General features: G+C 54.7%; 20 protein-coding genes. 11 read left to right on the forward strand and 9 right to left on the reverse strand.

Going from position 1 to position 26063, the window contains the following annotated elements; all coding sequences use genetic code 11:
- Positions 1-62 precede the first annotated feature (62 nt).
- Positions 63-2261 carry a DNA helicase II gene (gene uvrD / locus L1X57_RS06110; RefSeq protein WP_009723261.1) on the reverse strand — a complete coding sequence of 733 codons (2199 nt, stop codon included), beginning with the start codon at positions 2259-2261 and terminating at the stop codon, positions 63-65.
- Between the two features lie 80 nt (positions 2262-2341).
- On the reverse strand, positions 2342-3196 hold the full coding sequence (hexR, locus tag L1X57_RS06115) for a transcriptional regulator HexR (RefSeq protein WP_009723260.1): 855 nt from the start codon (positions 3194-3196) through the stop codon (positions 2342-2344).
- 279 nt (positions 3197-3475) lie between these two features.
- On the opposite strand from hexR, the gene L1X57_RS06120 reads away from it, so the two are divergent.
- The gene (locus tag L1X57_RS06120; protein ID WP_009723259.1) at positions 3476-3694 is read left to right on the forward strand and encodes a PA3496 family putative envelope integrity protein; all 219 of its coding nucleotides are present in this window, start codon (positions 3476-3478) and stop codon (positions 3692-3694) included.
- A gap of 115 nt (positions 3695-3809) precedes the next feature.
- Here the strand turns inward: L1X57_RS06120 and L1X57_RS06125 are convergent, their stop codons facing one another.
- Positions 3810-5153 carry a sodium-dependent transporter gene (locus L1X57_RS06125; protein WP_009723258.1) on the reverse strand — a complete coding sequence of 448 codons (1344 nt, stop codon included), beginning with the start codon at positions 5151-5153 and terminating at the stop codon, positions 3810-3812.
- A 153-nt stretch (positions 5154-5306) separates the two neighbouring features.
- A complete protein-coding gene (locus L1X57_RS06130; protein ID WP_009723257.1) occupies positions 5307-6161 on the reverse strand; it encodes a DUF72 domain-containing protein in 855 nt (284 codons plus the stop codon).
- A 265-nt stretch (positions 6162-6426) separates the two neighbouring features.
- On the opposite strand from L1X57_RS06130, the gene aroQ reads away from it, so the two are divergent.
- From aroQ to L1X57_RS06170, 8 genes are all read left to right on the forward strand, one after another.
- Entirely contained in the window at positions 6427-6864 is a 438-nt protein-coding gene (aroQ, locus tag L1X57_RS06135) for a type II 3-dehydroquinate dehydratase (RefSeq protein WP_009723256.1), read from the forward strand.
- A 463-nt stretch (positions 6865-7327) separates the two neighbouring features.
- On the forward strand, positions 7328-7633 hold the full coding sequence (locus L1X57_RS06140; protein WP_009723255.1) for a YtcA family lipoprotein: 306 nt from the start codon (positions 7328-7330) through the stop codon (positions 7631-7633).
- A gap of 74 nt (positions 7634-7707) precedes the next feature.
- Positions 7708-8733 (forward strand): HlyD family efflux transporter periplasmic adaptor subunit, encoded by a 1026-nt coding sequence (locus L1X57_RS06145; RefSeq protein ID WP_039869057.1) that lies wholly within the window; start codon positions 7708-7710, stop codon positions 8731-8733.
- Positions 8726-10558: an FUSC family protein gene (locus L1X57_RS06150; protein WP_234667965.1), complete on the forward strand. Its 1833-nt coding sequence runs from the start codon at positions 8726-8728 to the stop codon at positions 10556-10558. The genes L1X57_RS06145 and L1X57_RS06150 overlap by 8 nt, the downstream gene beginning before the upstream one ends.
- Positions 10548-12089, forward strand: coding sequence for a TolC family protein (locus tag L1X57_RS06155; RefSeq protein ID WP_009723252.1), 1542 nt, complete (start codon positions 10548-10550; stop codon positions 12087-12089). Before L1X57_RS06150 ends, L1X57_RS06155 begins: the two co-directional genes overlap by 11 nt.
- A 103-nt stretch (positions 12090-12192) precedes the next feature.
- Positions 12193-13167, forward strand: coding sequence for an MliC family protein (locus L1X57_RS06160; RefSeq protein ID WP_009723251.1), 975 nt, complete (start codon positions 12193-12195; stop codon positions 13165-13167).
- Between the two features lie 114 nt (positions 13168-13281).
- Positions 13282-15222: an aspartate:alanine exchanger family transporter gene (locus tag L1X57_RS06165; protein ID WP_234667967.1), complete on the forward strand. Its 1941-nt coding sequence runs from the start codon at positions 13282-13284 to the stop codon at positions 15220-15222.
- 165 nt (positions 15223-15387) lie between these two features.
- Complete coding sequence (locus tag L1X57_RS06170) at positions 15388-16767, forward strand: glutamate decarboxylase (RefSeq protein WP_009723249.1); 1380 nt, start codon at positions 15388-15390, stop codon at positions 16765-16767.
- Between the two features lie 204 nt (positions 16768-16971).
- On the opposite strand, the gene L1X57_RS06175 is transcribed toward L1X57_RS06170, so the two are convergent.
- Entirely contained in the window at positions 16972-18000 is a 1029-nt protein-coding gene (locus L1X57_RS06175; RefSeq protein ID WP_009723248.1) for a linear amide C-N hydrolase, read from the reverse strand.
- A 395-nt stretch (positions 18001-18395) separates the two neighbouring features.
- Here L1X57_RS06175 and mscL point away from each other — a divergent pair, with 395 nt between their 5' ends.
- On the forward strand, positions 18396-18893 hold the full coding sequence (gene mscL, locus L1X57_RS06180) for a large conductance mechanosensitive channel protein MscL (protein WP_009723247.1): 498 nt from the start codon (positions 18396-18398) through the stop codon (positions 18891-18893).
- A 68-nt stretch (positions 18894-18961) separates the two neighbouring features.
- Here the strand turns inward: mscL and L1X57_RS06185 are convergent, their stop codons facing one another.
- Genes L1X57_RS06185 through hemC form a run of 4 tightly spaced genes read right to left on the reverse strand, consistent with a single transcriptional unit; the run spans position 18962 to position 23439 of the window.
- Complete coding sequence (locus tag L1X57_RS06185) at positions 18962-20227, reverse strand: heme biosynthesis HemY N-terminal domain-containing protein (RefSeq protein WP_009723246.1); 1266 nt, start codon at positions 20225-20227, stop codon at positions 18962-18964.
- Positions 20224-21702 carry a uroporphyrinogen-III C-methyltransferase gene (locus tag L1X57_RS06190; protein ID WP_143759732.1) on the reverse strand — a complete coding sequence of 493 codons (1479 nt, stop codon included), beginning with the start codon at positions 21700-21702 and terminating at the stop codon, positions 20224-20226. Before L1X57_RS06190 ends, L1X57_RS06185 begins: the two co-directional genes overlap by 4 nt.
- Before the next feature lie 16 nt (positions 21703-21718).
- Positions 21719-22498 carry a uroporphyrinogen-III synthase gene (locus tag L1X57_RS06195; RefSeq protein ID WP_009723243.1) on the reverse strand — a complete coding sequence of 260 codons (780 nt, stop codon included), beginning with the start codon at positions 22496-22498 and terminating at the stop codon, positions 21719-21721.
- A complete protein-coding gene (gene hemC, locus L1X57_RS06200; protein ID WP_009723242.1) occupies positions 22495-23439 on the reverse strand; it encodes a hydroxymethylbilane synthase in 945 nt (314 codons plus the stop codon). Before hemC ends, L1X57_RS06195 begins: the two co-directional genes overlap by 4 nt.
- A 137-nt stretch (positions 23440-23576) precedes the next feature.
- Here hemC and L1X57_RS06205 point away from each other — a divergent pair, with 137 nt between their 5' ends.
- Positions 23577-26027 (forward strand): sensor domain-containing protein, encoded by a 2451-nt coding sequence (locus L1X57_RS06205; RefSeq protein WP_009723241.1) that lies wholly within the window; start codon positions 23577-23579, stop codon positions 26025-26027.
- Positions 26028-26063 lie beyond the last annotated feature (36 nt).

Consider the following 26063-nt stretch of genomic DNA (forward strand, 5'->3'; position numbering starts at 1 on the left):
GCGCCAAGCAGGTTTTAATGGGCAAGTACTCGCCTACTGCTTTACGCTTACGTTAACACCGCTCAAAGTGGTGCTAGTTTGGCAAACCCTAGTACGAGCCATTTCACCCCTTCACCTTCAAAGCTGACCTGTACTCGGGCGCGGGCACCTTCGCCTTCCGCATTAAGAATGATGCCTTCGCCAAACACTGGATGCATTACCCGCTGGCCTACATGCAGTGCCGGTAAGTCGCCGTCGCTTTCAATACGCTGTTGCGCAAAGCTAGAGCGCGAGGCGGTAACGGGGCGGGAAATATGGCCACGTAGGCGGACTTCTTCCAATAGGTGGGGCGGAAGTTCACGTAGAAAGCGCGATGGTCTGGGAAACACTTCTTTGCCGTGCAGGCGGCGGGTTTCAGCATGCGTCAGGTAGAGTTTCTGCATCGCTCGGGTAACGCCGACATAGCAAAGCCGCCTTTCCTCTTCGAGCCGCCCTGGCTCTTCGATCGACATTTTATGAGGAAACAGGCCCTCTTCAACGCCGGCAATAAACACCACGGGAAACTCCAAGCCTTTGGCAGAGTGCAGGGTCATCAGTTGCACACTGTCTTCAAACTCATCGGCTTCATGGTCGCCTGCATTAAGCGCCGCCTCGGAAAGAAACGCTTCCAAAGCCGCCATGCCTTCACCTGCCTCTGGGGTTTCAAAAACATCGCCATGCGTAAAGGCGCGAGCAGCGGTCACCAGTTCTTCCAGGTTTTCCACACGTGCTTGACCTTTTTCGCCGCGCTCGCTCTTGTGATGTTCGATAAGGCCGGTATGAGTGGTGATGTGGTCGATAATTTCATGCAGCGGCAGGCCAGACGCATCGTTGTCTAATTGCTCAATGAGATTGGCAAATGTCTGCACGGCGTTGGCCGCACGGCCTTTTAGCGTGCCGTCTTGAATGGCATCGTGCAGCGCCTGCCATAGTGAAATGCTTTGTTCCCGAGCGCGATGGCGCACAATTTCTACTGTGCGGGTGCCAATGCCACGGGTGGGTACGTTAATCACGCGCTCCAGGGAAGCATCGTCATCACGATTTAGCAGTAGGCGCAGGTAGGCTAGGGCATTTTTGATTTCTAAGCGCTCATAGAAGCGATGCCCCCCGTAAATACGGTAGGGCATGCCTTGGCGGATCAGCGTCTCTTCCAGCAAACGCGATTGAGCATTTGAGCGGTAAAGAATGGCAACATCGCGGCGATTAAACCCTTCATCGACCTTTTCTTTGATGGTATCGACGATATAGCGGGCTTCTTCTAAATCGTTAAACCCGGCGTAGACAGAAATAGGGTCGCCTTCGACACCGTCAGTCCACAGATTTTTACCCAGCCGCTCGCTGTTATGACTGATCAGCGTATTAGCGGCCTCCAGAATCGCGCTTGTGGAGCGGTAGTTCTGCTCTAGGCGTACGGTATGAGTGTTAGGAAACTCCTCCTCAAAGCGGCGAATATTCTCCACTTTGGCGCCACGCCAACCGTAAATTGACTGGTCATCGTCACCGACGGCGGTCATGGGTGTTTGCAGACCCGTGAGTAGTTTTAACCACGCGTATTGCAGCGTATTGGTGTCCTGAAACTCATCGACTAATACATGACCAAAGCGCTCGCGGTAATGATTTAGCAAAGGCGGGTTGTCACGTAACAGTTCTAGGCTGCGCAGTAGCAGTTCACCGAAGTCCACTAGGCCGCCGCGTTCGCAGATAAATTGGTAGCGCTCATAAAGCTCTACCATCTGGCCAAGATAACCATCGCCGTCCACGTTCACTTGGTGGGGGCGAAGTCCTTCCTCTTTGCAGCCAGAGATAAAGCCTTGTACTTGGCGGGGCGGGAAGCGCTCATCATCGATGGAGTAATCTTTGAGCATTCGCTTTACCAGCCGCAACTGGTCATCGGAGTCAATGATTTGGAAGTGCTGAGGTAGCCGAGCATCCTGCCAGTGGGTGCGCAGCAGGCGATGAGCGATAGAGTGAAACGTGCCGACCCACACATGTCGCATGGAGATGCTCAGCAGCGCTTCCAGGCGGGTACGCATTTCCCGCGCAGCCTTATTGGTAAACGTAACGGCCAGCAGGGCATAGGGAGAAAGCCCTTCGGCCTGCATTAGCCAAGCAATGCGATGAACCAGCACGCGGGTTTTACCGGAGCCGGCACCCGCCAGTACCAATAAGTTACCCTGGGGTGCGCTCACTGCCTCGCGCTGGGCAGGGTTAAGCTGATCAAGTATCGCCGTGACGTCGTCCATATAAGCCGCTGCCGGTTCGAAAAATAGGCAGCTAGTTTAGCACAGCCAGTGAACTGGCTGTGTATACAGTCGATAGGCAGCTACGACTCTTCTGGGTAACGCAGGGTATTCAGGCTCTTCTTGACTGCTTTTAGCTGCTCAGCAAGCTTCGGACCGCGAGTTTTGGCAACGCCAACGGCGAGAACATCGATGAGCACCAGATGGGCGATACGTGAGCTAAGCGGTGTGTAGATCTCGGTATCTTCATGCACATCGATATATAACGGCAGGCTCACTTCGCTGGCCAGTGGTGAGTCACTCGGGCAAAGGCCTATAACGGTAGCGCCTGCCTCGCGCGCTAAGCGAACGCTAGCGACCAGAGCTTTGGTACGGCCTGTTTGTGAGATAGCCACCACCACATCGCCTTCTTTTAGCGTGACCGCCGACATATTTTGCATATGAGGGTCGGCATAAGCGGAGGTCGATATCTGTAGGCGGAAGAACTTATGTTGGGCATCGAAAGCCACGGCACCGGAGGCCCCAAAGCCATAGAACTCAACTCGGTTGGCCATGGCGAGAGCGTTGACCGCACGCCCGAGGGCATCATTATCAAGCCGGTCGCGAACCGATAAAAGCGTGCCCACGGTGGAATCGAAAATGCTGTGGGAAAATTCGGCAACCGAGTCGCTATCGTTCATAGAGAACTGGGCAAACTGACTACCACTGGCCAGCATCTGGGCAAGCTGGAGTTTAAAGTCTTGGAACCCGTTGCAGCCGAGTGCGCGACAGAAACGCACAACGGTTGGCTCGCTGACCTTAGCCTCTGTTGCGAGGTCGACAATCCGCATATGGATGACCTCGTCGGGATTGCGCAGTACGAACCGCGCAACCTTTTGCTCGGAGCGACGAAAATGCTCCATGCGGCGTCTCATTTCATCGAACAGGGCGCGGCTCACGTTCAGCTCCTTAAATTCTCTTTAGTGCTTATGCAGACATGCTCACTACAGTATGCCTGAGCGCGCTCTGCAGCGTACATTGCAGAGCGCGCGATGCAAAAACAGTATAAATGCGATTTACGCATGCGTTTAAATGTCGTTAAGACATTTCACCAGGATTCGTCATCATTTTGTCAAGTAGGTTATAGTAAGAAGTGAAGTGCCGCACTGCATCATTTAAAAAACAGTCGTCACGGATGCAGGTGGACGTAGGCATATTCACCTGGAGGAACGTCGATTATGAGAAACATCGAACGAATCACCTCGGTAAAAAGCGAACTGCTCGACATTTTTATGAGTATGGAAGTGGATGAGCATGTTCAGCGTCGACGCAGTGCCGCCCAGCGCAGCCTAAGGGCGCGTCGGGGAATTGAGCTGCATCGGGAGTTTCAGAAATTATCACGGGATATCGCCCCCTTGCCAGACGATGACGAGCAGCAAGAGAGTGAATTGCATTAAAAAAGTGCACTAAAGAGTGCACTTTAAGATAGTAGGGCGGTTGAGTAAGTCCGCCCCGTTCATTCACAGGGCGGCATCTTAGCCAACAGTGCTGGTTGCCAGCGAGGGCTTAAACTTAAAGTAGCCCTGTGACGAACACAGCGATAACGCCCGCGGGCGCTACAAAGCGCGCGATGACGTTCCATACGCTAACGCCAGTGGACGAAAGCCCCAGCTCGGCCTCTACACTGTCACGCTTCAAGCACCACGCGACAAATACAATTGCCCCTAGGCCTGTTAATGGCAGCAAGATCTTGCTGGTAAACGTATCGAGTAGATCGAAAATATTAAGGCCGAAGAAGAGCACCTCAGACCACACGTTAAACGACAACAATGCGGCAACGCCAAGCAACCATACGCCAATCCCGCTTGCTAACGTGGCGGTAACGCGAGACATTGCAGTGCGCTCTTCAAGCATTTCTACCGTCGGTTCCAACAGTGAAATCGCTGACGTTAAGGCAGCAAAGGTCAGCAGCAAGAAAAACATCAAGCCCAGAATAGTACCGCCTGCCATATTACCGAAAGCCAATGGCAACGTGACAAAGATCAAGCCTGGACCTTCTCCAGCACTGAGACCATTAGCAAACACAATGGGGAAGATCGCCAGTCCCGCCAGCAGTGCAATCACCGTATCAAGAATGATCACCGTGCGTGCCGTGCTGATGAGGTTAACGTCTTCGCCTAGGTAAGAGCCGTAAGCCATCATGATGCCCATACCCAGTGATAAGGTGAAGAAGGCTTGGCCCATGGCAGCTAGAACGACGCCACCGTTCAGGGCACTCCAATCAGGGCGGAACATAAACGCTAGTGCTTCGCCAAAATAGCCGCTGGCCACGCCGTAGCCCACCAGTATTAGCATTAATACAACCAGAGCAGGCATCAGCAACCGTGCTGCGCTCTCAAGGCCCTTGGTTACGCCACGTGCGACGATACCAATGACGAGGACCATAAAGGCAGTATGCCAAAGCAGCAGGGTAATCGGGCTAGCCAGCATGCCGCCAAAAAGGCCACTAATCGCATCAGCATCTTGGCCGTTAAACGTACCAATGACTGAACTGAGGGTGTAGTTCAGCGACCAGCCCCCAATGACGCTGTAAAAAGACAGAATCAGGAACGCCGCTAATACGCCGCTCACCCCGATTAATGCCCACGCCTTGGATTTACCATGATCGGCTGCTAGGTCCGCCATGGTGTTAATTGGATTTTTCTGGCCACGACGACCAATCATCCATTCAGCCACCAAAATGGGCAGGCCCACCAACGCTACGCAAGCAAGGTAGACGAGTACGAAAGCGGCACCACCGCTGTCGCCCACCATGTAAGAAAAGCGCCAAATGTTGCCAAGGCCAACGGCTGAACCAGCGGCCGCCAGCACAAATCCCATGCGCGATGACCACTGTGCATGTGCAAGTTTTGCCATGAAATCACCTGTTTCGTTAATTGTAATAAGGCGTTATTAGCCTAATGTGCCGATTTTCGGAAAATAGAGAGGTTCCAGCGTTATTTCCCGAAAGTACGCGCAATTTATCCGATCATGGTAGGGGTTGCCAGTCAGTTAGCCTAAAAAGATCGGTCAAAACAGTTGGCTCTGCTTCTCACCGGCGAACGACGAAAGTGCTGGCAAACTGATGCGGCGTTGAACTTCATGGTACAAGTAGCGCGCCATTTCTGGTGACGCTCGATTATCGGCAGTATGCACAAATAAGAAAGGGGTTTTCCCCTGACTTATCCACAGGCTGAGGCGGTCAATCCAGGGCGTGAAATAGCCTGTATTAATTGTTTTGTCAATATGGCCAATGAAGCGAATGACCGGATAATTCGCTGTGGAAAGCACGTGTAGTGGGAGTTTCGGCTTTTCTTGCTGAGCATGCGCTAAGCCAGGATAGTCAGTGGCAGGGGTTGAAAACAGCGGACGAACATCGAGCATCACGCGGTTAGCTGAATAAGTTATTAACAAGCGGTTAAGGGCTTGTTCTGCGTCTCCTTTGAGGAAAAAAGCGGGGTGACGTACCTCCACTGTGCAAGGCAAGTGAGCAGGCCATTGCGCAAGGAGTGTTTCTAGCTGGGGCAGCTCTGAAGGGCCAAAATCGCGTGGTAACTGAACCATGGTGGGACCAAGACGATCATGCAGGGGCGAGAGTGCATCTAGAAATGCCCAGGCATTTTCTGGCTGGGTTAAACGCTGGTCATGGGTAACCGTGGCGGGCAGTTTAAAGCAGAAACGAAAATGGGGCGGTGTTTGGCGCGCCCACGCGGCCACCGTTTCCGGCTTTGGTGCGCCGCTATAAAACGTCGTGTTGCCCTCAACGCTTGAAAAGACCGCTGCATAATCGCTTAACAGGTCTGTCTTGGCATGCCGTGGGTAGAGAGTACCAAGCCAATCCTGGTTAGCCCACATAGGTAGGCCCAAATAAAGAGGGAGCGTCATGTCGAGGCCTTTGGTGGTGATTTTATATTAGTGTAATCGCTTCACGGGAGTGTTTAGGTGCTTTTCTAGGACATAGTTATGGCGATTAAACAGACAAGAAATGAAGCTTTGCACGATACCAGTACACTCTTTTAAGTATCGATTAGCATTGGTGTCAGTTACCCACACTGCTCAGGCGCTGGCAGTGTTGGGAGGAAGGTGATAGAACGGGGCCATGCCGCTATTTTAGCGGTTTAAGTTAGGCCTAACCGTTCAGGAGAACGTTATGAGTCAGGGAAAAGTCTTGGTTTTACATGGCCCTAATCTCAACCTGCTGGGTAGCCGCCAGCCCGAGATATACGGCTACGACACCTTAGAAGATGTGAATAACCTTCTACGGGAGAAAGCGGTGATGGCAGGGTGGGATATTACCTGTCAGCAAAGTAATCACGAAGGTGAGCTGATCGACGCTATTCACGCAGCACGTCTTGATGGTACCCAAGCGATTATTATTAATCCGGCGGCCTATACCCACACATCCATTGCGATACTTGATGCGTTGAATGCGTTTGATGGCAAAGTGATTGAAGTGCATCTATCTAATGTTCATAAGCGTGAAACCTTTCGGCACCACTCCTATGTTTCACTTCGTGCTGACGGCGTGATTGCCGGACTGGGCGTACAAGGGTATCGCGCCGCACTAGACGCGGTAATGGCTAATTAATATGCAAACGTATTTGCGCGGCTTTGTTTTGCAACACAAGTAAGTAAACATTAACTAACTAGGCCCGTCTGTAGAATTTCAAGAGTTGACAGCCACGTATGGTTACATGTGGTAGCAGCGCCTAATAAAACTTTATATTGCCCGATAAGGTTGCACGCAATACGCTGAAATAAGAACGCAACAAATACCCGCTATAGCTGGTGAGGTCGATCGGAACCCGCCGTTATTTGCAGAATAATAAAAGGGAGTATGCAATATGGCCATGTGGGAATGGATTTTGGAAATGCTCCGCGAGCGTACGGAATCGGCAATTTTTCTCACGCTTGCCGGGAATTACTGAGTTGGCGCGAGTGTCTTTCGCCAATCTAGATGACGAGTCCTACGACGCCATCGGACGTTCGGTTCGATCTATCGCCCGCGTCTATGTCCAGGCATATCAAGCATCTAAAGGAGAAGTGAACGCATGATTTTAGCCGGTAGAGTAGGCCACCCCCTTCATTTTTGGTCGGCGATCCTGCTGCTGCCAATGATGCTTGCTGGGTGCTCAATGAATGCCCACTCGCCGACACTTTCCTTGTACGGTTCGTTCTTTCCTGTCTGGCTAATGGCGGCCCTGCTCGGAGTGATCTGTACAGTCGTCCTGCGGCTACTGTTTATCCGCATAGGGCTGCACGAGCATCTGCCGATGCCGCCGCTGACCTATCTCTGTGCGGCAATCTTCAGCGGCATCATGATATGGGCGTTTTGGACTGGAGTGCTGGCGCTATGAGCAACCAGAACGATATGAGCAACCAGAACGACACGGGTAACGAGAATGATACACCCGCACCACGCGGGCCCAGAATGCGAATACTCCTCGCGCGCCTGATCGGCTTCGCGCTGATCGCTAGTGCCATTGTTGCTATCATCTTTGTGGCTATGCAGCGCACAACTACCCTGCGTACAGACCATGCCGAGGTGAGCGCCACGATTGCACCAGTATCGACCAACGTGCCGGGGCATGTAACTGAGGTTTTCATTGAGGACAATGTTTTCGTAGAAGCTGGAGATCTACTGTTTCGCATTGATCCAGAACCTTACGAGCTGCGAGTGGAACAGGCGCGCGCAATGCTACGCACTGCCGAAGCCGAACTCGAGACCGGTGGTCGCTTACTCTCCGTTCAACAGACCAATGCTGAGATTGCCAGTCGCCAGATCGATCGTGCCCGCAATCACGTTGATCTCACTCGTCAGTCGCTGCAGCGACTGGAGAACCTGCTGCCGCGAGGCATGGTGACCGCCCAGCAAGTTGATACCGCGCGCACGGTTCACGGGGATGCTTTAATCTCGCTTGATGAGTCATTGAGCCAGCAGTTGGCAGCGCAAACCATGATCGGGACGCTCGATGCCCCTCAGGCTCAAGTGGATCTGGCACGCACCAGCCTGGCACTGGCCGAACGCGAACTGCGCAGGACTGAAGTGCGCGCACCAATTTCGGGCCGTATCACTGGGCTTGATCTCGGTGTCGGCACGTATGTGGTGACCGGTGTTTCGCTGTTCTCGCTCATCGACACCGAAGACTGGGTGGTCACGGCTCTGTTTCGTGAAACCGAATTACCGCGCATCCGCGTCGGCGCGCCGGTCGATGTCTTCGTAATGTCGGCCCCAACGCAGCGCCTGAGCGGTCGTGTCCAGAGCCTCGGCTATGGGGTCAGAACCACTGATAGCATCAGTATTCTCGGCCTGCCGGTCATCGACAGTTCAGTCGACTGGGTACGGGTCGCGCAGCGGTTTCCGGTCACCATCCGCCTTGAGGAGCCACCCGAAGAGTTAATGCGCGTTGGTGCCTCCGCCTCCGTCACCATCCACTCGGCTGAAGAGCATGAGTAGCCACGCCGACACTTCGTCGAACGGTATGTTGCAGATAATTATCGACGACCTGCGCCCCTATGACGGGCGTTTGGAGATGACGCTGCACATTGCGTTGCTATGCGGACTGACGGCGGTTGTTGCAATGGCCCTGCAGGTGCCTCTGGCGCTGCTCTCGTGTTATCTGATCTTCCTGATGTACCGAGACAATGCGGGCGAGAACATTGGGATTGGCGTCGGCCTGATCCTTGCGGCGACAGTCCTCATCGCTTTAAGTATCCTCCTCATGATGTTCGTCGCCGATGCGCCTGCACTGCGGCTGGCGATGATGGGAGCGGTTACCTTTGGCTTCATGTGGCTGGCACGGGCTAGCAAGCTGGGTGAACCCGCCGGTCTGCTGGGTTTCATCATCGTGTTTATCCTGACGTTCTACGATTACATCTCCATGCCGGAATTGGTGCTGCGTGGCCTGGCCTGGGTGTGGATGGTGGTCTTTGTGCCGATGGTACTGCTAGTCGCCCTCAACGTGTTTTTCGGCCGCAGCCCACTGCGCCTAGTGCGCGAGCGGGTGCGTGATCGACTGCGCGAGTCTGCGCGCCTTGCTGAAGGTGGTGATCCTGCTCCAACCGACCGGTTGCTACAGGAAGGCAATGAGGCGGCCGAAAAGCATGCTGGTATGGCGCGTCTGCTTGCTCTGGCATCGAAAGAGGAGCACGACCGGCTCGTAGCGGAGCTCGCGGCGAGCTTCGATTTGCTCGCTACAGCACAGGCGGCTACAGCAGCAGGTCGACCCGAACCCGACATGGCGCCCTTGCTGCGCCGGATGGCCGGGGGTTCGGCGCCGCCCCTGCCCGCGGGTACTGGCCCGGTCGCCGATGCTGCCCGTGCCTTTGTTGCCGCCCGCAACGCCGCTAGCGTAACTACCCCCGCGAGATCCGAGGCCGAAAGCTCGTTTCTGAAACCGGATGCTTTTGAGAATCCTGCTTACACCCAGTTTGCGCTCAAGGTGCTGCTTGCTGTCTTTCTGACCTATGCCTTGTACACCAGCATCGGTCTGTTCGAGATCCATACGGCGATGGTCACTTGTTTCGTCGTCGCACTCGGCACCTCTGGCGAAACCTTCCACAAAAGTACCCTGCGGGTCATTGGCTGTCTGATAGGGGCGGCGATGGGGGCGTTCGCCGTTATCTTCGTGATGCCGCACCTTAATGACCCTGGACACCTTTTCCTGCTTATCGCCACGGGCAGCCTGATCGCTGGCTGGGTAGCGACAGGGTCGTACCGCGTGCAGTATGCAGGCTTTCAAATGGCACTCGCCTTTTTCATCTGCGTGCTGCCAGGATCACCGCTGGAATTCGGACCGAACTATGATCTCTCAGACGCGGGCTATCGAGTGCTCGGCATTCTCGTGGGCATCGGCATCATGGGGCTCGTGTTCTCCTTGATCTGGCCGGAGAGTGCGAACGATATCCGCGATAGCGAGACTGACGCCGCGCTCGCGGTAATGACCGAGGTGCTACGCGGCGAGGATCGTCTTGATGATATGTACCGCCATATTGGTGCTGCGCGCCACGCCGAGGAGGTCATGACGTTCGAGTGGCTTGGGTCTGCTACTGACCGGCAAACAGCCGGCGCCAAGCGACTCGCTGCCACCGAGCAGCTAGCGCGGCTGCTGCCGCTCATGAGTGGGAAGAATGCAGGCCTCCTTGCCGCTGCTCTAGAGACATCAACTGAGCACCAACCGGCTGGTTCCTATACAGCCAACGGTACCAGTGACGCCATATACGACCGCGCACGAGTTCTGGTCGGGATACTGACAGGGGAAGGGAAAGTGAATGAGAGTTGAGCTTCATCGAATCGCACTTGTCACGCTTTGTGCTGGGTTAGTGGGCTGCGCGCAACAGACGATCCACCCGACCTCGCCCGACGCCTCGACACCCCTGGGTTCGTCGCAAACGGCAACCGGCGCCATGGATTTTTCTCTACCTGCCGATCTGTCGTTGGCAGAAGACCAGGCCTCTACCTTCATCGGTCAGCAGCTTCCGACTGAACCGTCGGTCGCTATCGATCCGGAGCGGATTTACACTCTACCGGAGTTGATCGACATCGCGCAGCGCACCAAGCCGGCGACCCGTGCTGCTTGGCTGCGCGCCCGTGAAGCCGCACTCGCAGTGAATGTCGTTGAAGCTTCCTACTTGCCACAGTTGTCAGCCAATGTGCTAGCGGGTTATGAAACCGTGTCACGTCCCGAACAGGCAATTCCGGAACTCGGAATCGGAACAGGGCGATTGACAGCGACCGGATACCAAGTAATACCCCATCTTGCCGTAGAGTGGCTGCTGTTCGATTTTGGTGCGCGAGACGCCGCTCTGGAAATTGCAGAACAGGCTGCTATCGGCGGCAATATCGCTTTCCACGGCGTCCACCAAAGGGTCATCTTCGAAGTCAGCGAGGCCTACTTTCAGTATTCCGCAGCACGCGCGGAAACACGCATCGACCAAGAACGGGTGGAGGATGCCAAAACCCTACGCAGAGTTGCTGAAGGCAGACTTCGAGAAGGCTTGGCGATTCGGGCAGAAGTCGCTCAGGCACGACAGATCGAGGCCCGAGCCCAGTTCGATCTGACGCTGGCCGAAAGTCGAGAAGAAAAAATTCGGATGGCGCTGATGCACGCCATGGGCTTATCGCCAGCAACCACAATGCGGGTAGCGGAGCTCTCTGATAGGCAGTTGCCGGAAGAGGTACCTATGCCGCTTGACGAACTGATCGAAACCTCGCTGGCCCAGCGGCCTGATATTCAGGCTGCTTTGGCTCGGGTGCGAGCCGCCCGGTCGGAAGTGGATCTGGTGGCTGCAGCATCGAGACCCAAGATCGCGGCAGTGGCAGAAGTTGGAAGGGCAATCGGCGGCGTTAGCCTCCGCGATAGTCGCTTCGGCGGAAGTGCCTCGATGAATAGAACACTTGATGAGGCTATAGCTGGCGTTGTGTTTACCATGCCCCTTTTCGATGGGGGGCTGCGCCAGACCCAGGAGCGGCAAGCGCGTATGCAGGCCGAGGCGGCTAAACAAGATCTCCTTGAGATCCGCAATTTGGCCGCACAGGAAATTGTAGAAGCCTACAGTTTGCTGCACAGCAGCTTAGCGGCCTACACGGCCTCCGGCCCACTGCTCGAAGCTGGGCAAGAAACCTATGAGACGGCCCTAGGACTTTACGAAAATGGTCTCGCGACGCTGGCTGAGGTCAGTCAGTCTAAAATCGGGCTAAACGACGTCCGTTTGCTCCGTGAGCAAGCCTTTGCTGATACTTTCGCTGCTGCGACCGGCCTCGCCTTCGCGACTGGCCGTCTCACCAACCGCGATGTGCCAGCCCAATTGTGATGTTGGGAACGACGTGTGGATCAGCACTCTGGACTAAAGTGTTGATATAAATGCGGGCACACTGTGCCTAGCTGCACCATTAACAAGCATTGGAGTGCATGAGATGAAGCAGCTTTTGTGGGTAACAACAGTTGTATTCCTGGCCGCCTGTAGCGGGGAACCTGAGCCGGAACCGACAACGGAGGTCGAGATCTCTGGTGAGGCGCATTACATGGAGCGGATTATGATGCCGCCCGACTCGGTTCTCGAGATCGCACTGGTTGATGAGGTTAGCGGTGACCGCTTGGTTGTCGAGCGAATGGAAGATGTGGGGGCGCCGCCTTATCCTTTTGACTTGCGCATCGATCAAGACCTGATGAGCTCCGATAATCAATATCTGCTGCAGTTGACCCTATACTTGCCCGATGCTACTCCGCGATTTGCAGCTGAGGTGCCGGTTTCATCGAATCAGACCAACGTATCGGAGATAAGACTGATCGGCGTCGATTCCAGTGCACAGGGCATGGGCTCAGAAACGTTGGCCGTCGAATGGCACTCTTTCCAGTGCGGTGATATTGCTGTGGACGCAAACTTTGAGATGGGCGATCAAGCCACCCTGTCCTTGCCCTGGGGCAAAGCCGAGCTGCCTTTGGTGCCCGCTGCATCAGGGGCTCGATATGACGACGGTGAAATTGAGTTTTGGACCCGAGGTACCGATCAGGCCCGCTTGACCATTGCCGATGATGACAGTGTCGAATGCTCGCTGCGCGACAGCGTTTCTCCTTGGACCCAGGCGATGCTCGACGGGGTTGATTTCAGGGCCGTGGGTAACGAGCCGGGCTGGCACGTCGAAGTCATAGAGGAAGAAGGAGTAATGTTCCTGACACTTGACCATGGCGCCAATCGCCACGTTTTCGAGGATGTCGAGGTGTTGGCCGACCAGGCAGGCTACCATGCTGAATCCTCGGGTCACGAAGTGAAGGTCACGCTTGCCTCGGAGCCTTGCCAGGACAGCATGGTGGGGTGGACGTTCCCACTCACGGTCAGCCTTGATCGCAACGAGCAGACACTGCAGGCCTGCGGACGCTTTCTGCGCTGAGCTCCCAGAGGAGGCCGTAGCCACGGGTATTTATTGAGCCCCGATTTTGTCGAGGCCGTGTCCGGCGGCAGAATCGGGCCCCTTTGGCGAGTTTTTTAAGAACGGGGGAACTGCATGCTCAACGTTTCTTCTTTGCCAATTGCCTTGATAAGCGCCAGATTTTGGGCGCTTCCAGCCGCTGCACTTTTCGCCTCTGTAAGTACTACCACGCATGCGCAAGATGGGGGAACAGCAGAGGGCGGAACCCTGCGATCTTTCGAGCAGGTGAGCGAGCGGGCTATCGGTAGTGTCTTCGAGTTCATCGAGCCGGTGACGGAACGTGGTATCGAAGGTGCCTTTGCTTTCCTCGACGCGCAGCAATGGGTGTTTATTCTGCTCGCGCTTGCCATTGGGTACCCACTCGGGCGACTCAAACTCGGCCCCATTTCTCTTGGTTCAACCGCCAGCACGCTGCTTGTCGCCGTCGTAATCTCGATGACTGCGCAAATCGCTTTTAGCATGACTTATGCGATCCCAGGTATTGTTGCGACCATCTTCCTGTCGCTCTTCATGTATGCGCTGGGGCTCGGGGTCGGGCCAAAATTCTTTGCAGGTCTAAAATCCGGTGGCTTAGCGGCGATTGTCTGTGGGGTGATCATCTGGGCGTTGAACTGGGTGATTTGCGTCGGTGGCGCACATCTCGTCGGGCTAGAATCCGGCTTCGCAGCGGGTCTGATCTCGGGCAGCTACACCATCACCGCCGTCCTTGGGGTCGCGGAATCTGCCGTGCAAAGCGGCTCGGCAGCGGTGCCGCCGGGCATGACCGCCGATGAGATTGGGGCCAACATGGCGGCGGGCTATGCCGTTAGCTACATCCTGTCGAGCATCGGAATCATCCTGCTTATGCGCTACCTGCCCGCGATGTTTGGGCACGACCCTGTCTCAGATGCTAAAAAGGCCGAAGACGCCTTTGCTGGTTCCGGCACCCATCCTCTTCCGGGCACACCGCATGCGTTCTTGCTCGGCTACATGCCGTTCGACATCCGCGCCTACAAGGTTGAGAACGAGAACCTAATCGGAAAGAGCGTCAATGAACTTTTCGAGGCCCATCCGCAGGCGCCTATCCTGCGTGTGGAGCGCGACGGTGAGGCTATCGATGCGCTCGATAACCCGACAATTCGTAAAGGCGACATCGTGACTGTGCGCGCAGATGTGCATGACATGATCCTGCACGGCAACGAGGTCGGCCCGGAGGTCGACGATCCGGTTGCTCGCGATATAACCATCGAGTCTGCAGATATCGCGGTATCGTCTTCCGAGATCGCAGGCAAGACCGTTGAGGAGCTTGCGAAGTCTTCGCTCGCCTACGGTCTTAGGCTGATTGCGGTTTTCCGGGCGGGACAAGAGATTCCAATCGGGCCGCAAACCGATATCCGCGTAGGTGACGTAGTGCGATTGACCGGGCCGGACAGTTGTATCGAGCGGGCGGGCAAAGCCCTGGGCAGCAAAGTCATTACTGAACAGACTCTGGCGACGACCGAAGTCATGTATATGGCGATCGCCATGGTGGTCGGCTTCATTGCAGGGACGCTGAGTGTCACGATTGCGGGCATTCCCTTCGCACTTGGTACCTCGGCCGGCTGCCTGCTTGCCGGTATCATGGTTGCATATTTGCGCAGCCGTAACCCGCAATTCGGCGGGCCGGTATCTGAAGGTGCGCGCAGTTTTCTGCAGGATATCGGCCTTAATGTGTTCGTCGCTGTGCTGGGTGCGAATACCGGGCCGAAAATAATTTCGGCGCTAGGCGGGGACACTGTCATTTGGCTCGCTCTGATAGGTACCACAGCGGCCCTTCTACCGGTAGTCGTGGCCTTTTTCGTTGCTGACAAATTCTTCAAACTGAACTCTGTGATTAACGCGGGCGCATGCGCGGGCGGGCGTAATTCGACGCCGAGCCTGAATGCAGTGCTTGAACAGTCTAAAAGTCAGGTGGCTGCGGTGCCTTACCCAGTATCCTACGCCATAACGACCGTGCTTGCCCTTGTCGGCGGCTACATCGCGCAGATCTTGTCTTGACGTGCCAGGGAGCAGAGGCTGGCGCTCCCTGCATTATTGCACTTGGCGAACTCTATCACCTGTCGGGCAATTAAGCCGACACCCTGGAAAAGGCAAAAGCTGCATGACCCAGCCTGCGCCGGGCGGTTCCGGAGCGTGGCCTCTACCACAGATTGGAGATAAGCAATGACAAATCGTTCTCACAGCATGGATGATGAAATCTACGGATCTAGCACGTTGGCGAAGCCGCTACCCAAATCCGGGTTCCCCGACGATGAGCAATCGCCGCGCTGGGTCTGCGCTGCCGTGCGCGACGAATTGATGCTGGACGGTAATGCACGCCAGAACCTCGCAACCTTCTGCCAGACCTGGGAAGAACCAGAAGTGCACGAGCTGATGGATGCATGCATCGACAAGAACATGATCGACAAGGATGAATATCCGCAGACTGCTGAGATTGAGGCACGTTGCGTCCACATGCTGGCTGATCTCTGGAACGCGCCCGAAGGGCCGGCAACGGGCTGTTCGACGACAGGCTCGAGCGAGGCCGCTATGCTGGGTGGGCTGGCCATGAAACGCCGCTGGGAGGCCAAACGCCGCGCGGATGGCAAGCCAACCGATAAGCCTAATCTCGTGACGGGTCCTGTGCAGGTCTGCTGGCACAAATTCACCCGCTACTGGGATATCGAGCATCGCGAGATTCCTATGGAGCAGGGGCGGTTGCTGATGACCCCCGAGGAAGCTCTGAAATACTGCGACGAGAACACGATCGGCGTGGTTCCGACCCTCGGTGTGACCTTTACCGGTGAGTATGAGCCTGTAAAAGCCGTCAGCGACGCGCTCGATCAGTTGGAGCGCGATACCGGTCTTGATATCCCAATTCATGTGGACGGTGCCAGCGGAGGATTTTTAGCACCATTCTGCGCAACGGAACTGGAATGGGACTTTCGCCTTCCGCGGGTGCGCTCGATCAACGCGTCAGGCCACAAGTTCGGCCTCGCGCCACTCGGTGTTGGATGGGTACTGTGGCGCCAGGAAAGCGATCTGCCTGAGGAAATGATCTTTTGGGTCAATTATCTGGGCGGCAACATGAAGGACATTGCCCTTAATTTCTCGCGGCCTGGCGGGCAGATTGTTTGCCAATACTACAACTTTGTCCGGCTCGGCCGCGAGGGCTACGAAAAGGTGCACGGGGCCTGTTATGACAGCGCGGCGTTCCTCGCCGCCGAGATCGCCGCATTGGGTCCGTTCGAGATCGTTTTCGACGGGGAACGCAGCCGCGGCATCCCAGCGGTGTCATGGAAGCTGAAGGACGGCAGTGATCCAGGCTTCACGCTTTTTGATCTTGCCGACCGTTTGCGGGTGCGTGGCTGGCAGGTGCCGGCTTACACACTGCCCTCTAATTGCGAGGATCAGGCGATTCAGCGCATTCTTGTGCGCAACGGTGTCAGCGGGGATTTATGCGCGCTACTGATCGATGACATGAAAGCGGCATTGGCGCATATTTCGGCTCATCCCAAACAGGTGCCCCTTGCAGAAGAAGACGCCTCAGGGTTCCATCACTAATGCACCATTCTATAGCTCCCATTCTATAGCTTCGGAGCTTTGAGCTGCTGTCGAAACCTGCTAACGCTCGAATTTACTGTCTTTGAATGCGGATCGCGGGTTTCAACGGATCCGCTTCAGAGTGAGAAGGCAGGCGGAACGAGATTGCACAGTAGACCAACGCTTTATCGGGGGCGTGTCTTTAAAGTGTGCGGCCTCGATGGACTACTGTTTGACCTTCTCCGCAGCTGCAACCAATTGCCTTTCGAGTTCGAGAGTGAGGAAGTTCAGCATCCCACTGTCGACGAACTTGCCGCTGACTTCGCCGGCGATTCCGTGCTCGACAGTCAGTTCGTTCACGAGGTTGAGCTTCAGCTGGGGGGCGCCCTCGGTGAGGTCTAGGTCGCTCAGGTCGACCCAGACGATGTTGGGGCGGGTGGTCGACTCAAAGACGTAGCGCTTGTTGGTCAGGTCGCTGACAGTTTGCCAAAGGGTCTGGGACGCATCGGGCTTGCCGGGATCCGGGATCCGGAACGGCTGTGCGGCGTTACGGATGACGCTAAACATGGCCGCGATGGCCTGTAGCTGCGTTTGCGGCTGGTCCAAGCGACTCACGTAATACGCCGCACGGGCGAATCGGTCGCTCGCGAGGGTCGACCCAGGGATCGGTTGGTCGCCGCCAAGTCCACTGATGGTCTTGACCAGTTCAAGTTGCTGGTCGTACGTGGGTGAGTTCGTCATCACACAGTACTCGCGGCTGTGGTAGACCTTGGGCTTCCCATCACTGTACTCGATGATGCACGAATCGCCCGTGGCGTCATCGAGAGCCAAGTGAATCGCTGGCGGCGTCCCGCCTGTAGGATCTATCATCTGCACCACTTGAACGCCAGATTTTTCAATCCATTCGACGGCTTCTGCTACGGTGGCGTAGTTGTCGAGGAAGTACTGCATCCAGATGGCCTGACTCAACTGAGTGCGGCTGTCGTCCTGGGGGCCGTAGTCCGACTCCGCCAACCACAGCACGTGACCCGCCAGGCCGGCTTCATTCAGGCCATCGACCGAGATCATGTCGAAGGCGGTCGCAACGACGCTCCCGTACTTCGATGTCCATGTCAGCTTTCCCTGCACCCCGTCGTCGCGTGTGATGCCTTTCGGCTGCGTCCACAGATTTGTCATCAGGTCTTTGTGAAAGTCCATGTTACGGCCAACAATGACCGACCCGTTGGCGTTTGGCCAAACCACTCGCGTGCACATACGGCTACTCCTCTCGCTACATTGCAACTGACACATTGCCAGAATAGGTCCCGCATCGTCTCCGCCGTGTATCGGCAGTATAAGCCACCTTCTGGGAGATCGACCAGATTGGGCTACCCTACCCAAACTGGGACAGATTCTCTGTTTATGCCAATCACAATGCTGCTGATAAATTCAGCGGCGGACTGGGAGCGAGAGTTTGACGTCGAGAATCGCGCTCAGGGAGATTCTTTATGACTTAAGGGAGTCTGCCTGCCGATAGCAATAACGACTACGATGTATCTTAATCTCCCTTAAAACCACTTGATGTTGGAAGAGCGTTTGCTGCTTAATCAGCGCAAATTGCTCGGTTCTATATCCGAGTTCTGGTTTGAAAACGTTGGGGATATCGGCAAATGTCTAAATTTTTTAAGGAATTCCGCGAGTTTGCGGTGAAGGGAAACGTAGTTGATATGGCCGTCGGCATCATTATTGGTGGTGCATTCACGCTGATTGTGAAAAGTCTGGTCGCCGATGTTATGAACCCATTGATTGGGCTGATGGTGGGTGGGATTGATTTTTCGAACCTCTTTGTCGTGCTAAGAGAAGGAGGTATTGGGGGGCCTTATGCCACGCTTGCTGACGCTCAGGCGGCAGGGGCAGTAACGCTTAACGTTGGGTTATTTATTAATGCGGTGGTGAGCTTTGCGATTGTCGCGTTTGTGGTGTTTTTACTGGTTCGCACGATTAACCGAATGAAACGGGAAGAGGCGGTTGCGCCTGCTGACCCCACTGAAAAGCCTTGCCCATACTGCTTTATGGTGGTGCCTATTAAAGCAGTGCGCTGCGGCCATTGCACGTCTGAATTAACCGCTGAGGACGCGGCTGAAATGACGTCAGGTTTGGTTAAATAACGCGTTAATAGGTAAAGAAAAAGGGTGCCCATTGGGCACCCTTTTTGATTGACGGCTTTCTGACGACGTTAAGCGCTGTTCTTCACGGCTTTTTTGGGCTCACTTTGCTTGCTGTCATTGGCGTCGCTTGGTTGTGGAAGCGAGGGCAGTGACTTAGCGAGCATATCCACACTGTGGCGGTAGTAGAGCTGGCTTTTGTTGTGTTCGCCAAGGCTTGCATAGAGGCGAGCAAGCTCGGCGCATACTTCACCGTTGGGGCGTTGACGTTGACTGGCTTCAAAGTACTCCAGCGCTTTTTCCCACTTGCCAGTACGCAGCGAAAGGCGGCCGCAGGCAAGCAATAGTTCAGGGTCGTTGGGGCGCTCTTGCAGCCATTTCTCCGCTTTTGCTAATTGGCGTGAGGCATCTACGTTAAGCAGGCCGTAGCGTTTCACCAAACGCGCATCCCAGTGGCTGTCAAGCGAGTGGTTAAGCAAGCGCTCGGCGATAGGCTCTTCGTTGGCCTGTAAAAGTGCCTCGGTATAGAGCACGATTAGCTCTGTATTGCCGCGTAGATAGTCCGGCATATCGGCCCATAGCCCGCGCACCCGCTCGATATTCGTGGGGTTTTTGGCCTCAAAAACAATCAATTCACGGTACGCTTTGAATTCCAACTGCTCACGCTCTTGCTGTGTAATCAGCTTTTGCGCAGACAAACGCGGTATTAACTGGCGTAAGCCTTCCCAATCGTTAACGCTTAGGTGCACTTGCTTAAGAAGCTTGAGCACTTGCGGGTGGTTGGGCAGCTTCTTATCCAAGCGATTCAAAATGGCCAGTGCTTCTTCAGGTTGCTGACGATCAACCATCAGTTGAGCCTGCATCAGACCAATGGCCGTATCAGCCCCTTCGGTAGTGAGCTGAGCCTGGTTTAAATGCTCTTGAGACTGCTCATGGTGGCCTTGGTAATGCGCCGCCAGTGCCGCAGAAAGGTAGTTTACAAGTGGTGTGCTGGAATCGTCAGCCGCTCGCACCAGCGTTTTCTCGGCTTTTTTCCAGCGGCCTTCGGTTAAGGCAACCAAACCGCGCACGGTACGTTTCATTGCACGACGATTGCGGGCACGGCTATTCCAGGTGCGAAAACGCCCCACCGGACGAATAATGCCGCTGAGCAGGCGCAATGCAAAGTGCAAGATGATGAAAGCACCCAGCAGTAGCACCAAGCCGAACCAGAATGACGTTTGTACCGAGGTGTCACCAACGCGTATTAACCAATAGCCAGGCACCGACATCATCAGATGCCCGAACAATGCGCCGACCGCCAAGCCGGCAACAATTAAGAGAATTAGTTTTCTCATGCATCACCTCCACCTTGGCGACGCGACTCAAAGCGGTTTTCAATAAAACCCGCTAGCGCCTGTTGCGAAGCGCTAATGTCCGGTAGCTCAGGTTGCACCTGGGTTTGCTTCAGTTCTTGCAGGCGAGCAATAACGCTTTGGGTCTCTTCACGTTCGGTGTCGTAGTAGCCGTTGAGCAGCGCTAGTGACTTATCGATGCTTGCCTCAAAAAGCGCTTGCTCTTCTTTCAGCAGTGCCAACTGAGACTGTTCAAGAATCAGGCGCAGGCTTTGACGCAAGTAGGACTCTTGCTCTGGTGTAATCAGTGTTTCTAACGCTTCGTCGTGCTGACGAATCACCACAAGATCTTTTAACTCTTCACCAAAGCGGGCCAACTGACGTTGGAAAGTGCCAGTGGGCGGCTGCTCAATGCTAGAGGTAACGGCGCGCTCTTCTATCTCTTGTGACAGGCGTAGGTCAGCGATACGCTCTTGCTGAGCGTTCAACGCGAGATAAATACCGGTGCGATCAACCTGCGGTACGGCGTCCAGGGCGGCAAGTTCATTCGCAATTTCACGGCGTACTGGCGTTAATGCCGGATTGTCGGCATCGACCAAGCGAGCGTCGGCAGTGCGCAGCAGGGCGGCAGCACCTTCAACGTCACCTTCCAACTGCAGGCGCTGGTTGGCTAGCCGTAACAGGTAAGCGGCTTCAGCATGCAGCCAGTCACGCTCGTCGGTCTCTTGCTCTTGAGAGAGCTGTGCTAGCACGTTGTCTAGTGTGCTGTTGACCTCTCCGCGGTAGCTATCCAGCTCGCTACGCAGTTCGCTCATCGTGCTGTCCAGCGCTTGGTTGCGCTCGGCTTCGCTGTTCTCAATACGCGATGCTAGGTCGCTAACCGCTTGCTGTGAGGCACTGCTTTGCGCCTGCTGGGCGAGCTCGTCTATACGCTGCTGCTGATTATCCAAGCGCTGCCAGCCCTGCCAAGCGGCAAACGCGACGGCGAGTGCCAGGATAATCACCAGCGCAATGGCAATACCACTGCCTTTGCCACCACCACTGCCACTGTTCGTGGAGCTATTCGTGGAAGAAGGGGGAACGTGCGCAGCATTTCCAGATGCGCTACTGCTTGTTGGTTTAGTGCTGGCCGTCTGCTTGGTTCCTGCTGACGATTTAACGTCTGTTGAAGACTTAGGTTCTGCTGAAGACTTCGTATCAGTTGCCTGTTGGGGGTCAGCGCTTGGTTTGGTCGAAGCTTGGCCATTATTGGTGTTCGCCGACACGGTGCTGGCATTAGCTGCGTTATTGCCCCCTTTATTGCGGCGACGCGAGCGGCTGTTTTTAGCAGCGTAAGAAGACGCTGCCGTATTCCCTGCCGTTGATGTTTCGCTGCTCGACGAGTCTGACGCGGCAGTGTCGCTTGGTTTGGCGTCGTATTGAGATTCATCGGCAGACGCGTTGTGTACGCCTTCCTGATCGTTTGGTTGTTTGCTCATCTGTCGCTAGCCCTTATTAAGTTCCTTGATCGACATCGGCACCCTTTGGGTTGCAGGACCGACCCAACGCTGCTGCCAGTGCAGCTGGCGTTGCTCCCGACGCCACCTTGAGGTCACGAAAACCCAGTTTACCGGCCAGTTTAGCTAAACGGTGACTGGAAACGATTAGCGGTTGGTTCAACGCTGCTTGTTCACACCATCTTGCCAGATGTTGAAGCAGTTCGCCGCTGGTAGCGATTAACGCTCGATAATCGCCTGATAATAGACGTTGCTGCATGGCCGGCGTTGGCGCTTGATATACACGTCGATACACCGCGGTGCGGGTAACATTGGCCCCGCGAGCGCTTAGTGTCTCTGCTAATAATGAGCGACCACCCTCACCAGCCACTAGCAAGACACGCTGATGCGTAAGCGTTTTGAGTGAGGCAAGTGACAACAGCGCCTCGCTCGTGTCTTCTCCGTGGTCAGGCGAAGGAATATGGACACGCACACCCAGCTGTTCAAATAGTACGCTTGCCGTTGCACGGCCCACACTATAGTAGTTAATGCCCACCGGCAGTTGGGGCCAATAGCGATCAAGCGCTTCGCTTAAACAGTAAGCGGCAAAGGGGCTGACCACCACTATTTTATGGTACTGATCAATATCTAACCAAATACTGCGCTGAACGTGATCCTCGGGCAACGACTCTAAGCGCATAACGTCAAGTTGCTCAACAGAGGCTCCCTGAGCACGCAGCGAGTCTGCTAAGGCTGTTCCCCGTTCACCAGGGCGGCAGATCAGTACCGGTTGACTCATACGTTGCGGCCATACACCTCGGCTAAAATATCGCCTGCCCCTTGATCCAACAGCTCTTCGGCGATTCGGATACCCAGGGCTTCGGGCTCATGAATAGAGCCACTGCCTTCTGCACGCAGTACCTCAGTGCCCTCTGGGTTGCCCACTAATCCCCGCAGCCAAATGGTCTCATTGGCTTTATCCAGCACCGCGTGCCCCGCGATAGGCACTTGGCAGCCGCCTTCCAAACGCGTGTTCATGGCGCGTTCGGCACGCACACGGGTAGCGGTGTCGGGGTCATCCAGTGGGGCTAATATTCCAATTAACTCTGGATCATGGAGACGACACTCAATGCCTAGTGCCCCTTGGCCGCAAGCGGGAAGGCATATTTCAGGCGGCAGTGCTTGGGCAATGCGCTCATCGAGACCTAAGCGCTTCAAACCAGAGGTGGCGAGAATAATGGCATCAAATTCGCCCGCATCTAATTTAGCTAGGCGAGTCTGCACGTTTCCGCGTAGATTAAGAATCTGCAGGTCAGGCCGGGCTTCGCGCATTTGCAAGCCACGGCGCAGACTGGCGGTGCCGATTCGCGCACCCTCCGGTAGCTCTTCTATGCTGTTATAGTGGTTGGAAACAAACGCATCTGTTGGATCGGCACCTTCCAAAATGACAGAAAGTCCGAGCCCTTCAGGAAAGTGCATGGGAACATCTTTCATTGAATGCACGGCGATATCCGCACGCCCATCGAGCATGGCGTCCTCTAGCTCTTTCACAAAGAGTCCTTTACCACCAATCTTGGAAAGCGGCGTATCAAGAATTTTATCTCCTTTGGTGGAGAGCGCAATAAGCTCGACTTCAAGGCCGCTATGTGCCGCCATCAAGCGGTCGCGGACGTGTTCGGCTTGCCACATAGCAAGCTGGCTTTTACGCGTAGCAATGCGCAATTTAGTGATGGATGACACGTGATTCTCCCTTTGCCGCTGACAGGTCGCGACGAACTATGATAAGTCTCATCATAAAGCACCCAGCTACACAGTAAAAATAACCGGCCGAAATTATGGTCAGTGCTGTAAGGCAATCCACACGTTTAGGTGATGCCATGCCCTTTGTTCAATCTCAAGGCAAGCTAAATCAGTTTTTTTTGTTATCGCAAGATTTATTCTTTTGCATTGATTTTGCGGGCATCTTACTTAACGTTAATCCGATGTTCGAAACGTTGCTGGGCTATTCCGCGAGTGAGTGGATAGGTAAATCATGTGGCAAAGTGGTGGACCCACGCGATATCCCGGTTATTGAGGAGGCGTTGGCGCGTCTCCAATCACAAAAGAAAGTAACTCCGTTTGACGTTCGAGCACTAACGGCAGAAGGAGAAATGGTGTGGCTGGAAGTCACCGCCGCAGTGGGAGAGCACGTCATTTACGTGATCGCCCGTGATATTTCGCGACGAAAAGCCGTCGAGAAACAGCTCCTTCGTAATCAGAGACTCTTCCAAATTGCCGGCGAGACCGCGCTGATTGGCGGCTGGTACGTTGATATGTCCGAAAGGATGCCCATTTGGTCGAACGAGGTGTGTCGCCTGCATGGTGTTCCTGATGGATTTCAGCCCACCATTGAAGAAGCGATTGACTTTTATACGCCGAGCTCTCGGCCACGTATCCGTCAGGTGTTTGAAGCCTGCTGCGAACAAGGGATTAGTTTTGATGAAGAACTGGAGATTATCACTCGGCAAGATGTCCGGCGTTGGGTAAGAGTGATCGGCAAAGCCTTACGTGACGAGTTGGGGGAGGTTATTCAGGTACAGGGCTCAACCCAAGACATCACTGAGCGCAAAGCGACCGAGCGACAGCTCACGCTGCTTGAGCGTAGCGTTGAATCAAGCACTAACGGCGTCGTCATAGTAGATGCTCAACAGCATGATTTACCCATTGTCTATGTGAACGCGGCTTTCGAGCGCATTACTGGGTATTCTCGCGATACGGCACTCGGCCAAAACTGCCGTTTTCTTCAGGGGGAAGAGACAGACCCAGCGACCCTGAAGAAGTTGCGCAAAGGGATCTACAGTCAGCAAGAAGTCCATGTCGTTATACGCAATCATCGCCGCAATGGGATGCCGTTTTGGAATGATCTGTATATCTCCCCTGTGCGTGATGCAACCGGTGCTGTAACGCACTTTGTTGGTGTTCAAAATGACATCACGGCCCAGCGCGAATACCAGGCACAACTTCGGCATAATGCCAGCCATGATGCATTAACGGGGTTACCTAATCGGCTTTTACTTGATCAGCGATTGGCGAAAGGGTGCCTACTGGCCAAGCGTTATCACCGCTACATCGCCGTGCTATTTGTCGACCTAGATGACTTTAAACCGATCAACGACATGCTAGGGCATGACGTGGGCGACCATATTTTAATTGAGGTCGCTAAGCGGCTTGAAAAAGAGCTGCGTCCTTGGGATACCGTGGCGCGTTTTGGGGGCGACGAATTTATCGTTTTACTGCCTGACTTGGCACAGGAAAAAGATGTTCTGCAGGTGGTTGAGCGACTTCTCGCTTGTCTCTCTGCGCCCTACTGGTATCGAGACAGTGAGCTGCGTATTACTGCCAGCATGGGCATTGCCACTAATGATGGAACGATCAGTGAGCCGCGCCAGCTTCTACAGCGAGCAGATCTGGCGATGTATAAAGCCAAGCGGCAAGGGCGTAATACCTATCAGTGGTATACCGATGAACTCAATCGCAAAGTTTCCGAGCGGGTAAATTTACGTCATGCGTTGCAACAAGCTATAGAACAGTCGCAATTTGAGTTGCATTACCAACCGCAAATACATGGCCCCACTGGCCGAGTCTCTGGTGTGGAAGCACTGATTCGCTGGTATCACCCTGAGCGTGGCAACATTCCTCCTGGCCAGTTTATTAGTTTGGCAGAAGACACCGGGCAGATTATGCCGATCAGTGAGTGGGTGTTGGAGAGGGCGTGTTGTGATGCTGTCAGGCTTAATGCGAGCGCAAATATGCCCGTTACAATGGCGGTTAATATTTCGCCCATGCAGTTTCAGCGCTCAGGTTTTCTGGCGTCTATTCAGAGGGTACTCGAGTCGAGCGGTCTAGCTCCCGAACTATTGGAGCTGGAGCTTACCGAAGGCGTGCTAATGGATAGTACGGAGCATGCCATACAAACACTTCAGGATCTGCGCTCGCTGGGCGTGCATATTGCGCTGGATGATTTCGGTACCGGTTTTTCAAGCCTTAGCTATCTCAAGCGTTTACCGATTAACAAGCTTAAGATTGACCGCTCATTTGTACGAGACGTGGTCAATGACTCTCGGGATGCGGCGATTGTAGACGGCGTGGTAACCATGGCAGCCAAGCTTGGCCTTGAGGTATTAATCGAAGGCGTGGAAACGGCAGAGCAGTATGCGTACCTCAATGCCCACTACAGCACGTATTTCCAGGGTTTTTATTTTGCTCGACCGATGCCCCTTTCAGACATCCGTGCCTTCTTACACCAATCTCCTTATCCGGTTAGTGATTCTGAGCCGCACTCTACTTGAGAAACGACTATAAAACGGCATGCCGCTGAGTGCGGT

Origin of the sequence: Halomonas sp. TD01, assembly GCF_923868895.1 — a bacterium.
In the GTDB taxonomy this organism is placed as follows: Bacteria; Pseudomonadota; Gammaproteobacteria; order Pseudomonadales; family Halomonadaceae; genus Vreelandella.

Bases quoted from the DNA above. Each gene is read 5' to 3' on its own strand.
- mscL (WP_009723247.1), top strand. From the start codon at position 18,396: ATGTCTAAATTTTTTAAGGAATTCCGCGAGTTTGCGGTGAAGGGAAAC.
- L1X57_RS06130 (WP_009723257.1), bottom strand. From the start codon at position 6,161: ATGACGCTCCCTCTTTATTTGGGCCTACCTATGTGGGCTAACCAGGAT.
- L1X57_RS06145 (WP_039869057.1), top strand. From the start codon at position 7,708: ATGCGAATACTCCTCGCGCGCCTGATCGGCTTCGCGCTGATCGCTAGT.
- aroQ (WP_009723256.1), top strand. From the start codon at position 6,427: ATGAGTCAGGGAAAAGTCTTGGTTTTACATGGCCCTAATCTCAACCTG.
- L1X57_RS06150 (WP_234667965.1), top strand. From the start codon at position 8,726: ATGAGTAGCCACGCCGACACTTCGTCGAACGGTATGTTGCAGATAATT.
- L1X57_RS06160 (WP_009723251.1), top strand. From the start codon at position 12,193: ATGAAGCAGCTTTTGTGGGTAACAACAGTTGTATTCCTGGCCGCCTGT.
- L1X57_RS06165 (WP_234667967.1), top strand. From the start codon at position 13,282: ATGCTCAACGTTTCTTCTTTGCCAATTGCCTTGATAAGCGCCAGATTT.
- L1X57_RS06185 (WP_009723246.1), bottom strand. From the start codon at position 20,227: ATGAGAAAACTAATTCTCTTAATTGTTGCCGGCTTGGCGGTCGGCGCA.
- L1X57_RS06120 (WP_009723259.1), top strand. From the start codon at position 3,476: ATGAGAAACATCGAACGAATCACCTCGGTAAAAAGCGAACTGCTCGAC.
- L1X57_RS06140 (WP_009723255.1), top strand. From the start codon at position 7,328: ATGATTTTAGCCGGTAGAGTAGGCCACCCCCTTCATTTTTGGTCGGCG.
- L1X57_RS06195 (WP_009723243.1), bottom strand. From the start codon at position 22,498: ATGAGTCAACCGGTACTGATCTGCCGCCCTGGTGAACGGGGAACAGCC.
- L1X57_RS06190 (WP_143759732.1), bottom strand. From the start codon at position 21,702: ATGAGCAAACAACCAAACGATCAGGAAGGCGTACACAACGCGTCTGCC.
- uvrD (WP_009723261.1), bottom strand. From the start codon at position 2,261: ATGGACGACGTCACGGCGATACTTGATCAGCTTAACCCTGCCCAGCGC.
- L1X57_RS06175 (WP_009723248.1), bottom strand. From the start codon at position 18,000: ATGTGCACGCGAGTGGTTTGGCCAAACGCCAACGGGTCGGTCATTGTT.
- L1X57_RS06205 (WP_009723241.1), top strand. From the start codon at position 23,577: ATGCCCTTTGTTCAATCTCAAGGCAAGCTAAATCAGTTTTTTTTGTTA.
- L1X57_RS06155 (WP_009723252.1), top strand. From the start codon at position 10,548: ATGAGAGTTGAGCTTCATCGAATCGCACTTGTCACGCTTTGTGCTGGG.
- L1X57_RS06170 (WP_009723249.1), top strand. From the start codon at position 15,388: ATGACAAATCGTTCTCACAGCATGGATGATGAAATCTACGGATCTAGC.
- L1X57_RS06125 (WP_009723258.1), bottom strand. From the start codon at position 5,153: ATGGCAAAACTTGCACATGCACAGTGGTCATCGCGCATGGGATTTGTG.